Raw genomic sequence first — 12,345 nt, forward strand, 5'->3', positions numbered from 1 at the left:
CGGCGGCGCCGGACCGGTCCCCGTGGCGGCTAGGACCACTTCGCGATCAGCTCCCGCAGGCTCCGCGTGGAGTAGGGCTTGCTGAGGAAGTCGTCCATGCCCGAGCGGGTGCAGCGCTCGACGTCCTCCCGGGTGGCGTTGGCGGTGAGGGCGATGATGGGCAGGCGCCTGCCCCCCCCTTCCTGCGCGCGGATCCGCCGGGCGGCCTCGTAGCCGTCCATCACGGGCATCTGGCAGTCCATGAGCACCAGGTCGAATGGGGTTCGGTCCACGGCGTCGAGGGCTTCCTGGCCGTTGGCGGCCAGTTCGAAGGTGCAGCCCAGTTTGGCGAGCAGGGTCCCCGCCAGCTTCTGGTTCACGGGGTTGTCCTCGGCCAGCAGGACGTGGATGGGGCGGGCCTCCGTGCCCACGGCCTCGGCGGCGGTCAAGGGGACGGCGGGGACGGGGCTGGCCACGGGGAAGACCGCATCCATGAAGAACTCCGAGCCCTCCCCGGGGTGGCTCACCACGCCGATGCGCCCGCCCATGAGGTCCACCAGGCCCTTGCTGATGGCCAGGCCCAGGCCGGTGCCGCCGTAGCGGCGCGTGATGGTCCCGTCCGCCTGGGTGAAGGGCGTGAAGAGCCGGTCCCGGTCCCCGGGGAGGATTCCGATGCCGGTGTCCCGCACGGAAAAGCGCAGGCGCTGGTCCGGGCCGGCGGCCACGGCCAAGGTGACGGTGCCGGCCTCCGTGAACTTGATGGCGTTGCTCATGAAGTTGGAGACCACCTGCCGAAGGCGCACGGGATCCCCCTGGACCCAGGCGGGCGCGCCGGGGTCCACCTCGGTGCGCAGGACCAGACCCCGGGTCCGGCAGTTCTCGGAATAAAGGGCCGCCAGGTCCGACACCAGGGCCGCCGGTTCGAAGGGCACGCTCTCCAGTTCCATCCGGGAGGCTTCGATCTTGGAAAAGTCGAGCACCTCGTCGATGATGCCCAGCAGTTGGCGGCCGGAGGCCAGGACGGTCTGCACGTACTCGCTCTGTTCGGGGTCCAGGCGCGTGTGGAGCAGCAGCTCCGACATGCCCAGCACGCCGTTCATGGGGGTGCGGATCTCGTGGCTCATGGTGGCGAGGAAGCTCGACTTGGCGGCGTTGGCGGCCTCGGCCTGCCGCTTGAGTTCCAGGGTCTCGGCCAGATCGGCTTCGCGCCGGCGGATGTTGCGCACCAGCACGCGGAGGGCCGCCAGGATCGCCAGGAGGCTGGCCGCGGCCACGGCGGCGATGAGCCGGGCGAGGTGCCGCCAGTTGGCCAGGAAGAAATCCTCGGTGAGGGTGAGGTTCACGATGAGGGGATAGGGTGCCACCACCCGCGCCGCGCCCAGGCGGGCCACGGGCTTGTGGTCGGCCATGCGGTAGTCCACGGTGTAGGCCGTTCCGGCCTGCAGGCCCTGGGTGTGGATGATGTGGTACGTCGTGCCGGTGAGGTTGCGCTTCCCGATCTCCGCGTCCACCCTCGGCCAGCGCGTGAGCATGGTGAAGTCGTCCCGGTAGAGGGTGATGGAGGCCCCGCTTCCCAGGCCCGAACCGAAGCGCTGGTAGAAGTCCGTCAGCACGTCCACTGAGAAGCCCACCAGCACCAGGCCCAGGAAGTCGCCCCGGGCGTTCGCGAGCCTCCGGCTGATGTAGAAGACCCACTTCCCGTTGCCCTTGTTGTGCACCGGGACGCTGATGTACTCGCCCAGGGCCGGGTTCTCCAGGCGGGCGCGGAAGTAGTCCCGGTCCCCCAGGTTGATGGGAGGCGGCGGGTAGCTGCGGGAGAAGTTGATGACGTCGCCGTTGGAGGCCACGATGGTGGCAACGTCCACCTGGGGCATCCCGGCGGTGCGGTCCCGGAGCATCGCGTAGACCTTCGGGGTCCCCATGCGCCGGCGCAGGTCCTGCGGGTCCCGGATGCCGGCGGCGTCAACCTGTTCCGTGAGGCCGTCCAGGGCCAGGTGGGCGGTGGCCATGTTCTGGAAGACGTGCTCGGCCAGGACGAGGGAATGGCTCGCCATCTGGGTGCGCCAGAGGTCCACTTCCCGCCGCCTGAGCAGATAGATGGAGGTGGAGGTGGCGGCCACCACCAGCAGGATGAGCAGGGCCCCCAGGCCCAGGGCCAGCTGCGCGGTGCCGAAGCGGCTCCGGCCTTCCCGGGTGGTGCTGGCTGGGGTCTGGGTCACGGGAGTTCTCTTCTGATGACACAGGATAGCCCTTTTCCGCGCCAGGCTGGTTCAATGGAGGGATGAGCGCACAGGACCGCACTTTCTGGGAGGACATCTACCGGGATACCCCCAGGCCCGGCTGGGACATGGGCCGCGCAACGCCCGTCCTGGCCGAGCTGCTGGACCTGCCGGCGTGCCGGGAGTCCGGCCCCGCCTGGGTGGTGCCGGGCTGCGGCTTCGGTCATGACGCCGCCGAGCTGGCCCGCCGCGGGTTCCGGGTGACCGGGGTGGATTTCGCCCTGGCGGCGGTCCAGGGCGCGCGGGAACGCTACGGGGATCTCGTCCGGTGGGTCCAGGAGGACTGGTTCGCACCGTCCGTCGACGTGTACGACGGCATCTTCGACTACACCTGCTTCGCGGCCATGGAACCGGACCGGCGCGGGGCCTACCTGGATGCCTGCGCCCGCCGGTTGCGGCCGGGCGGGCTATGGCTGGCCGGTTGTTTCCACGCGGTCACGACGCCGCCGGGTCCGCCCTACGCCATGACCCTGGACGAGGTCCGCAGGCTGGTGGAACCCCGGTTCGAGGTGCTCCACCTGGACCATGCGACCCGGAGCCATCCCCGGCGGCAGGGCCGGGAGTTCCTTGTCGCGGCCAGGTTCAGGGGGTAAGAAATTTTTAAGAAGACCTTAACCTATTCTTCTGTTTTTCCAAGTCGCATCACGCCGTAGCCTTGCTGTGGGACATACCTGACCCATAGGAGGCAATCATGAGCAACAACCCGAACGGCCGGTTTGACGGCTACGCGGATATCCACAAGGCCCTACGGGCTTTCATGGGCGACACCCTCGCCAAGGTGGGGAGCCTGGATCCCGAGGACCCGGCCGAGACGGCCGCCGTCACCGGCCAGGTCGGCGACCTGCTCCGCCTGTGCCGGACGCACCTGGAGCATGAGAACGATTTCATCCACACCGCCATGGAGGCTCGCGCGCCCGGTTCCACCCAGGCCTTCGCCGAGGACCACGAGGGGCACGAGCGGTCCCTGCGGAACCTGTGGCTGGACCTCGACGCGGTGGCCACCGGCGGCGAGCAGGCGGTGGCCCGGCTCTACCGTGGCCTGGCGGTCTTCGTGGCGGAGAACCTGGAGCACATGGACCGGGAGGAGATCGAGAACAACGCCGTGCTCTGGGCCAACTACACGGACGCCGAGCTGATCGGCATCGAGCGGGCCCTGGTGGCGTCCCTGAAGCCTGAGGAGCTGAGCATGGCGCTGGCGTGGATGATCCCGGCCCTCAGCCCCCGTCAGCGTGCCGCAAAGCTGGCGGGTATCCGGGCCGGGGCCCCGGAGCCGATGTTCAGGAAGGTGCTGGACCTGGTGCGTCCGACCCTGCCGGGGAAAGGGTGGGAGAAGCTGAAGCGGGACCTGGAACTGGCGGGCTAGGGTCCCTAGCCAGGTCGCCTGCCCTTCTGGGATAATCGCGCGATGTCGTCCGAAAAGACCCTTCCCGAAACCATCGACGCCCTCTACCGCACCGAATCCCGGCACGCCCTGGCCACCTTGATCCGCCTGCTCGGCGATTTCGATCTCGCGGAAGAAGCCATGCACGAGGCGTTCCGGGCGGCGCTGGAGCAATGGCCGGCGGAAGGCGTGCCGGCCAGGCCCCGGGCGTGGATCATCTCCACGGGCCGCTTCAAGGCCATCGATGCCCTCCGCCGGCGCGCGAAATTCGAATTCCCGCTGGACACGCTGACCGAGGCCCAGCTCCCGGCCACGCCTGACGAGCCGGGAGACGCGGAAGAGCCCATCCCGGACGACCGGCTTCGACTCATCTTCACCTGCTGCCATCCCGCCCTGGGCGCCGAAGCCCGTTCAGCGCTCACGCTTCGGGAGGTCTGTGGTCTGACCACCGAGGAGATCGCCCGGGCGTTCCTTGCCTCCCCCTCCACCATCGCCCAGCGCATCGTGCGTGCCAAAGCGAAAATCCGCGACGCGCGCATTCCCTATGAAGTTCCGTCGCCCGCCGAACTGCCGGATCGCCTCGATACCGTCCTCCAGGTGATCTATCTCGTCTACAACGAAGGCTATTCGGCGTCCTCCGGCGAATCGCTGATGCGCGCAGACCTCTCCGGGGAAGCCATCCGCCTCGGACGGCTCCTGAAAGGACTTCAACCGGAACCGGAGGTCCTGGGACTTCTCGCGCTCATGCTTTTGCAGGAATCGCGACGTGCTGCGCGGACGTCCCCCTGCGGGGACCTGGTCCTCCTGGCCGACCAGGACCGGGGGCGATGGAATCGGGCCCTCATCGCGGAAGGCTCGGCGCTGGTGGCCCAGGCCATGGCCTCCCGCCGGATCGGCCCCTACACCTTGCAGGCCGCCATCGCCGCGGCCCACGCCCAGGCGCCCAGCACCGCCGCCACGGACTGGCGCCGGATCGTCGGGTACTACGACCTCCTGGCCAGGATCGCTCCTTCGCCCGTCATCAGCCTCAACCGCGCGGTCGCCGTGGCCATGCGGGACGGTCCTTCAGCGGGCCTGGCGCTCGTCGACGCCATCCTGGAGGGAGGCGATCTGGCCGCCTACCATCTGGCCCATTCCGCCCGCGCGGATCTCTGCCGGCAGCTGGGGCTGGCGGAGGAAGCCCGGGCCTCCTACCGCACCGCCCTCGCCCTGGCCCGCCAGGACCCCGAGCGGCGGTTCCTGGAGCGCCGGCTGAGCGAATTGGGCTGATTTCCGGAATTCGGCACGCGCCCTGTCGATCCGGGCCATCCCCGATCGACTAGAAGGTGAAGGCACGACCTTCAGGGAGAACCGCCATGAAATACATCTGCTTCGGCTACCTGGACGTGGACAGCTGGGAGAGGAAATCGCCCAGCGAACAAAATGCCATGATCGACCAGTGCTTCGCGTATGACGAGGTGCTGAGGAAGAACGGCAGCTGGGTGAGCGGGGAAGGCCTCCAGGGCGCCACCACCCTCAGCTTCCAGAACGGCAAGGTGTCCGTTTCGGACGGCCCCTATGCGGAGACCAAGGAATTGCTGGGCGGCCTTCTGATTCTGGAAGCCAAGGACCTGAATCACGCCATCCAGCTCATTTCGAACCACCCCGGCATCCGGATGGGCCGCTGGGAGATCCGGCCTGCGCAGGACCTGAAGCCCATGATCGAGGAAAGCGAACGGCGCCGCTCCGTCGCGACGTAGGCGTCCGGCCTAGGACAGCGCCGCGTGGGCCTCCCGGAGCTTTTCCTTGATGGGGATCTGCTGAGGGCACTTGGGTTCGCACGCACCGCAGGCCTCGCACCGGTCCCCGCCATGGCCGGCGCCGGCGATGAACATGTCGTAGACGCCCTTGGCGGTGGCCCAGTTGCCGAACATGCCTCCGGTGTTCCAGCTGGAGAAGACGTCGGGGATGGCCACGCCGCTGGGGCACGGGGCGCAGTACCCGCAGGTGGTGCAGGGAACCTTCACCCGGGCGGCGTAGATCCTGCGGACGGCCTCCACCAGCTCCAGCTCCCCGGGGCCCATGGCGCCCGCGGCGGCCGAGTCGCTGACGGCGAGGTTCTCCTCCACCTGCTCCATCGTGTTCATGCCGGACAGGAGCGTGACCACCTCGGGGTGGTTCCACACCCACCGCAGGGCCCACTCGGCGGGGGTCCGGGGCTCCGGGGACCGGGCCCAGACCGCCAGTACGTCCGCGGGCTGCGCTACGGCCAGGGTGCCGCCGCGCAGGGGCTCCATGGCGATGGTCCCGATGCCCCGCTCGGCCGCGTAGCGCAGGCCGCGGGTGCCGGCCTGGTAGCCCTCGTCGAGGAAGTTGTACTGGATCTGGCAGAAGTCCCAGGCGTGGCCGTCGATGATGGTCTTGAAGACATCCAGGGAGTCGTGCATGGAAAAGCCCAGGTGGCGGATGCGGCCGTCCTTCTGGGCCCGCTCCAGGGCGCGCAGGACGTGGTGGCGGACCACGGTCTCCCAGCGCTCGGCGTTGAGGGCGTGCACCAGGTAGAAGTCGATCGTCCCGGTGTCCAGTTTCCGGAGCTGCTCGTCCAGGAGGCGCTCCACGTCCCCTTCCCCGCCGACGAGCCAGATGGGCAGCTTGGTGGCCAGGTGCACCCGCTCCCGGTAGCCGTCCCTCAGGGCGCGGCCCACGAAGGGTTCGCTCTGGCCGCCGTGATAGCCGTAGGCGGTGTCCACGTAGTTCACCCCGCCGTCGATGGCCCGGCGCACCAGGGCCCGGGCGGCCTCCTCGTCGATGTGCTTCATGTCGCCGCCCACCACGGGCAGCCGCATGCAGCCGAACCCCAGAACGGAGACCTCCGCCCCTGGGATGCGCGGGAATGTGCGGTATTTCATGGGCTAATCCTTTGCATGGATTTTACCGCCAAAGGGGGGCATCATGAGCGCCTCACCCCACCTTTCAGGAGATCACCCATGAAGCTCTTCGCAGCCGCCCTCCTGCTTGTGACCGCCTCGGCCTTCGCCCAGGCCCCCGCCGCCAAGAAGCCCGCCCCTGCCCCGGCCCCCAAGGTCGAAGCCAAGCCCGCGCCCAAGGCCGAAGCCAAGCCCGCCGCCACCGGCTTCGTGGCGAACAAGGCCTCCAAGGTCTATCACAAGGCCGACTGCGCCGTGGGCGCGAAGATCAAGGCCGACAACAAGGTCATGCTGGCCACCAAGGCCGACGCGGAAAAGGCGGGCTACAAGGCCTGCAAGGTCTGCAAGCCGTAGTTCCCTTCTCTTCCTCGGCGCCTGCCTTCCAGATGGAAAGCAGGCTCGCGGGTTCCACCGGATCCGCCGGAAGGGGGTCAGCGCCATCCTGGCGCCCTGAGGTTCTCCACCACGTAGAGGTCGGTGAGCCGGCTCTCGCAGCCGATGGCCAAGGTCCTGCCCCCGGGTTCGGCCAGGAGGGCCCGGCACTGGAGATGGCCCGCGGGGCCGGGCGGGGTGAAGGTCGCCAGGGGGGTGCGCCGCCCGCGCGTCAGGTCCAGGCGGAAGACGGGCACCCCCGGAGCCGGGTCGCCTCCGCGGGCGATCAGGGACCGGCCGTCGGCGGCCCAGGCCACGGGCCGCTCGCCCCGCGCAAGGCCCGGGATGGGCCGGGGTTCGCCCCCCGCCAGGGGCAGGATGAACCAGTCCAGGCCGTTGCCTGATACCAGGAAGCGGGTGCCGTCCGGGGAGACCTGGGGTCCGCCGGGGAAGGCGCCGCCCAGGCCCGCGGGGGTCAGGATGGTGGGCGGGCCCCCGCCGCGGTCCAACAGGACCCAGCCCGAAGGGTCCCCCCAGGCCAGATGGGCCAGGATCCGCCGGCCGTCCGGGAGCAGCAGGGCGCCCTGGCCGGTGGAGGCGAAACCCTCGGGGACCGGGATGGCGAAGGGACGGCCTAGGCCGGTGGGCACGAACAGGAGGCACGTCGCGCGGGCCTCGGGATCCCCCTGGTCCTTGGCGGGAAGGCCCGCCGACGTGTAGGCCTCGGTCCAGGCGGGGTCGAGGGTGCCGGGCCCCAGGGCGCGGGTGTCCACCTGCACCCAGCCGCCGTCCGCGGACAGGGCGGAGGCCCGGCCGGGGCCCAGGGCCAGGGCCGGGCCTCCGCCGGCGCCCCGCAGGTAGAGCCGGTCCTGGCGGGTGCCGCCGCCCAGCCCCGGGGATTCCAGCAGGAGCAGGTTCCGGCCGCCGAACCCCTGGACCTGGGTGTTCCCCTGGATGGACAGGTCCCGGGGGGGGCCGCCGTCCAGGTCCAGGGCATGCACGGAGCGCCGCGCGTGCTCCTGGGCCAGGAGAAGCCGTCCGCCGGGACCCACGTCCAGGAGGCGCAGCTCCCCCGGCCCGCGCCACACGGTGCGCTTGCGGCCCTGGAGGCCGAGGGTCCACACCTCCGTCTGGTCCCCGTCCCGTTCGGATCCCCAGAGCACCCCGTCCCCCCAGGCCAGGCCGGTGATGCCGCCCCCCGCGCCGTCCCCGCCCTTGGCCAGCAGGGTCCTGCGGCGGCCCTCCCGGTCGAAGACGGCCACCTCGGCCCGGCCCCGCGCGGGGTCCCCATCCACCAGGGCCAGGTGTCCGCCGTCCCGGTCCAGGGCGAGGTGGGCCAGGGTCCGGGCGTTGCTGTCGCACGCGACGAGGGACCGGCCTTCGGGGAAGTCCAGGCGGAGGGTGCCGCCGGGGGTCAGGCCGAGGGTCGCCAGCTCCCGGCCGTCCCACGCGGCTTCGGCGACCTCGTGGCGCACGTCCCGGGGGATGCCGCCGGCTGCGGAGCGCACGACCAGGGTGCCCGTGAAGGCCGGGCCCCTCGTGGACAGGGGGCCCTGGATGCAGGCCAGCTCGTCCCGTGGCGAGACGCCGGCCAGGAGGGCGTCCTGGAGTCCCAGGGGACGAGGCGCGGCGCTCCCCGGATCCAGCGCGAAGATCTCCGGCCGGCCACCGGCCATCCGCTGGGAGTAGAAGATCGTGCGCCCATCGGCCCCGAACCGGGCCGCTTCGATGGCGCCGGGCGGCAGATCGAGCTGCCTGAACACGGGCGCAGGGGCGGGCCGTCCGCCGAGGGCCCAGGCGATGAGGCCCAGGCCCAGGAGGGCCCCTGCCCCGGGCCCGGCCAGGCGGCGAAGCCGATGCCGGGCCTCCGGGCCCGGGAAGAGCGGCTCCTCCGCGGCGAAGGAGGCGTCCTCCAGGGCGAAGGCGATGTCCTCGGCGCTGCGGAAGCGCCGGGAGGGCGCCTTTTCCAGGCAGTGGGCCAGGATCCGCCGGAGCGCCGGGGGCAGTTGCTCCAGGCCCGGGGAGACCTCGGTGGTCCGCTCCCTCAGGATCGCCGCCAGGGTCTCGGCGGGGGTGGTCCGGGCGAAGGCCCGGCGGCCGGTGAACACCTCGAACAGCACGGCCCCCAGGCTGAAGATGTCGCTGCGGGGGTCCACCTTCTCTCCCCGCACCTGCTCGGGGCTCATGTAGCCGAGGGTGCCCAGGACCGTGCCTTCCCGCGTGATGGGCGGGGGCGGGGTGCCGGAGCGGGACATGGAGGAGAACAGGCCCTGGAGCGGGCTCGCGCTCCGGCGGGGCACCTGCCGGGCCAGGCCGAAGTCCAGGATCTTGAGGACGCCTTCGGTGGTGATCCACAGGTTGCTCGGCTTGAGGTCCCGGTGCACCAGGCCCTTCTCGTGGGCCGCGGCGAGCCCGCGGGCCATCTGCGCCCCCAGCTCCACCGCCCGGCGCAGGGGGACGGGGCCGGCTTCCAGGCGATGGAGCAGGGATTCGCCTTCCAGGAGCTCCGTGACGAGATAGGCGAACTCGCCCCGGGTGTCGAACTCGTAGATGCGCAGGATGTTCGGGTGGTTGAGCGCGGCGGCGGCCCGGGCCTCCCGCTCGAAGCGCGCCAGGGCCTCGGGGCTGCGCTCCCGCGGGTCCAGGAGGAGCTTGATGGCCACGAAGCGGCCCAGGCGGGGATCCCGGGCCTTGTAGACCTCCCCCATGCCCCCCGAACCCAGGGGGGTGAGGATCTCGTAGGGGCCGAGGCGGGTGCCGGGGGCGAGGAACATCAGGGCGAGGCCAGGCCGTCGACCAGGTAGAGCTCGGTGAGCGCCTTGCGGTACGACAGGGCGAAGGAACGGGCATCGGGCGACAGGACGACTTCCGGACAGCCCATGTAGCCCGCGGGATCCGGAATGTTGAAGCTCAGCACCGGCCTGCGGGCGGCGGTGGCCAGGTCCAGGCGGCTGACGTTCACGGGCGTCTGGGCGAAGCCGGTGCGCACGAAGACGGCGTTACCCTCCGCGCTCCAGGCCGCCACCCGCTCGCCGGGGAGCACGCCCCGGATGGGCACGAGGGGGCCTCCCGCCAGATTCGCGATGAACCAGGCGTTCCCGTCCTGGGAAAGGATGAACCGGGTACCGTCGGAGGAAAGGGGATACAGGGTGGCGAAATTGGCCCAGTTGCCCTCGGGCGCCAGGGGGACCGGCGGCGCGCCCCGCCGGTCCAGGAGGACCCACCCGGCCCGTTCGCCGTGCTGGAGGTGGGCCACCGCCCGTTGGCCGTCCGGCAGGAGGTAGGCGCTGCCGCCGATGGGGTCGTAGGCCCTGGGGATGGGAATGGCGAAAGGTCGGCCGAGCCCCGTGGGCACGAAGAGGAGGTAGCGCGAACGCGCCCGGGGGTCCTCCAGGTCCCCGCGGGCGAGGCCCGCCTCCTCCAGGGCCCGGGCCCAGGCCGGATCCAGCTTCCGGGCCGGCTGCGGCCCCAGGACCATGTTCACCCAGCGCCCGTCCCGGGAGAGGGAGTCCCCGAAGCCGATGCCCAGGGCCAGGGGCGGGCCCCCTTCCGGGGAGCGGAGGTAGGTCCGGTCATCCACCGTGCCGCCGTCCATGATGGGGGACTCCGACAGGAGCACCTGCCGGCCGTCGGCGCTGATGCCCCGCACCTGGGTGCGCCCCTGGAGGGAGAGCTCCCGCGGGGCGCCGGCCGCGCCCGGCTTCAGGGCGAAGGCCCCCCGGCGAACGGTCTGGACGGCCAGGAGGGCGCGGCCTTCCGGGGAGACGTCCAGGAGCTGGAGGTTGCCCTGGCTGCGCCACAGGATGCGCCGGGTTCCCCCCAGGGGGAGCGCCCAGAGCAGCGTCTGGTCCCCCTGGAGCTCGGAACCCCAGAGCTCGCGGCCGGGGCCCCAGGCCAGGCCGGTGATGGTGATGCCCTGGTTGTCCTCGGCCTTCGTGTAGAGGACCCGGCGCGCGCCCTTCCGGTCGAACACGCAGATGTCCGAAACGGACCGGGCGAAGTCCCCGTCCACGCAAGCCAGCAGGTTGCCGTCCCGGGAAAGGGCGAGGTGGCGGATGGACCGGGGGGGATCGTTGAAGGTGGCCAGGGGCCTCCCCACGGGGAATTCCAGCTGGAACTGCAGCAGGCCCTCGACCGTGGACAGGGTGGCCAGGCCCGCCCCGTCCCAAACGGCCTCCACGATCCCCTCCCGCAGGGCGCGCTGCGCGCCGCCGCCCCCCGGAACCTGGGTCAGGGTGCCGAGGAACATGCCCTCCAGGAGCTGGCGGGGGTGCTTCAGGACGGCCAGTTCGTCCGTGGGCGAGACCCCCAGGAGCATGGCGTCGGGAATGCCCAGGGCCTTGGGTTCGGTGCTGCGCGGGTCGCACACGTAGAGCTCGGGCGGCGCGCCCCCGACCCGCATGGAGAAGTAGACGGTCTTCCCGTCCGAACCGAAACGGGCCGCTTCGAGGGTGCCCGCTTCGAAGGTGAGGCGCTGGAAGGAGGGGGGGGGCTGGGACCTGCCGCGCAGGCCCCAGAGGCCGCCGGCGCCGGCCAGGAGGAGGCCCAGGGCCAGGGCGGCCGGGCGCCAGGGAAAGGGGCGGCGGGCGGCCTCCATGGGTTCCGTGGAGGCCACGGACAGGTTCTCCAGGGCGAAGGCGAGGTTCTGGGCGTCGTGGAACCGGCGGGCGGGCACCTTCTCCAGGCAGTGGTCCAGGATGCGGCGCAGGGCGGGCGAGAGGGGGCGGTCCCCGGGTTCGGGCTCCTCCTGGAGGATGGCGGCCAGGGTGTCGGCGGAGGTGGATCGCACGAAGGCCCGCCGTCCCGTGAGCATCTCGAAGAACACCGCGCCGAAGCTGAAGATGTCCGTGCGGGCATCCACCTCCTCGCCCCGCACCTGCTCGGGGCTCATGTAGCCCGGTGTTCCCAGGACCGCGCCCTGGTGGGTGATGGAGGGGCCCTCGTCCCGGCGGGTCTGGCGGGCCAGGCCGAAGTCCAGGATCTTCAGGCGGCCGTCCCGGGTGACCCAGAGGTTGGCGGGGGTGAGGTCCCGGTGGATGACGCCCTTCTCGTGGGCTGCGGCGAGGCCCTGGGCCAGCTGGATGGCCAGGTCCGTGGCCAGGCGCGCGGAAAGCGGACCCTTGGCCAGGCGCGCGTGGAGGGATTCCCCTTCCAGGAGTTCCATCACCACGAAGCGGAGCTCCCCCTCGTTGGCGAAGTCGTAGATGCCCAGGATGTTGGGATGGTTGAGCGCCGCCACGGCCTTGGCCTCGCGCTCGAACCGCGCCAGGGCCCGGGCGTCGCCGGCCAGGTGCTCCGGCAGGACCTTGATGGCCACGTAGCGGTCCAGGCGGGTGTCCCGGGCCTTGAAGACCTCGCCCATGCCCCCGGCGCCCAGGGGGCTGATGATTTCGTAGGGGCCCAGGCGGGCGCCGCGGGTCAGATCCAT

Annotated in this window: 9 protein-coding genes; 5 read left to right on the plus strand and 4 right to left on the minus strand. The window is 71.3% G+C overall.

Features of this window, described 5'->3' with window-relative positions:
• Positions 1-29: 29 nt before the first annotated feature.
• Complete coding sequence (locus tag RAH40_RS03115) at positions 30-2,198, minus strand: hybrid sensor histidine kinase/response regulator (protein ID WP_306600615.1); 2,169 nt, start codon at positions 2,196-2,198, stop codon at positions 30-32.
• Between the two features lie 62 nt (positions 2,199-2,260).
• Between RAH40_RS03115 and RAH40_RS03120 the strand changes: the two genes are divergently transcribed.
• From RAH40_RS03120 to RAH40_RS03135, 4 genes are all read left to right on the plus strand, one after another.
• Positions 2,261-2,851 (plus strand): methyltransferase domain-containing protein, encoded by a 591-nt coding sequence (locus RAH40_RS03120; protein WP_306600616.1) that lies wholly within the window; start codon positions 2,261-2,263, stop codon positions 2,849-2,851.
• 98 nt (positions 2,852-2,949) lie between these two features.
• Positions 2,950-3,621 (plus strand): hemerythrin domain-containing protein, encoded by a 672-nt coding sequence (locus RAH40_RS03125; RefSeq protein WP_306600617.1) that lies wholly within the window; start codon positions 2,950-2,952, stop codon positions 3,619-3,621.
• A 42-nt stretch (positions 3,622-3,663) separates the two neighbouring features.
• Positions 3,664-4,908 carry an RNA polymerase sigma factor gene (locus RAH40_RS03130; RefSeq protein ID WP_306600619.1) on the plus strand — a complete coding sequence of 415 codons (1,245 nt, stop codon included), beginning with the start codon at positions 3,664-3,666 and terminating at the stop codon, positions 4,906-4,908.
• A gap of 86 nt (positions 4,909-4,994) precedes the next feature.
• Positions 4,995-5,378, plus strand: coding sequence for a YciI family protein (locus RAH40_RS03135; RefSeq protein WP_306600620.1), 384 nt, complete (start codon positions 4,995-4,997; stop codon positions 5,376-5,378).
• 9 nt (positions 5,379-5,387) lie between these two features.
• On the opposite strand, the gene RAH40_RS03140 is transcribed toward RAH40_RS03135, so the two are convergent.
• On the minus strand, positions 5,388-6,527 hold the full coding sequence (locus tag RAH40_RS03140; RefSeq protein ID WP_306600621.1) for an aldo/keto reductase: 1,140 nt from the start codon (positions 6,525-6,527) through the stop codon (positions 5,388-5,390).
• 78 nt (positions 6,528-6,605) lie between these two features.
• Here RAH40_RS03140 and RAH40_RS03145 point away from each other — a divergent pair, with 78 nt between their 5' ends.
• Positions 6,606-6,899 carry an Ada metal-binding domain-containing protein gene (locus RAH40_RS03145; protein ID WP_306600622.1) on the plus strand — a complete coding sequence of 98 codons (294 nt, stop codon included), beginning with the start codon at positions 6,606-6,608 and terminating at the stop codon, positions 6,897-6,899.
• 77 nt (positions 6,900-6,976) lie between these two features.
• Here RAH40_RS03145 and RAH40_RS03150 read toward each other — a convergent pair whose 3' ends face one another.
• Both RAH40_RS03150 and RAH40_RS03155 read right to left on the minus strand, forming a co-directional pair.
• Positions 6,977-9,691 (minus strand): serine/threonine-protein kinase, encoded by a 2,715-nt coding sequence (locus tag RAH40_RS03150; protein WP_306600623.1) that lies wholly within the window; start codon positions 9,689-9,691, stop codon positions 6,977-6,979.
• On the minus strand, positions 9,691-12,345 hold the full coding sequence (locus RAH40_RS03155; RefSeq protein ID WP_306600624.1) for a serine/threonine-protein kinase: 2,655 nt from the start codon (positions 12,343-12,345) through the stop codon (positions 9,691-9,693). Before RAH40_RS03155 ends, RAH40_RS03150 begins: the two co-directional genes overlap by 1 nt.

Origin of the sequence: Geothrix sp. 21YS21S-2, assembly GCF_030846775.1 — a bacterium.
GTDB lineage: Bacteria > Acidobacteriota > Holophagae > Holophagales > Holophagaceae > Mesoterricola.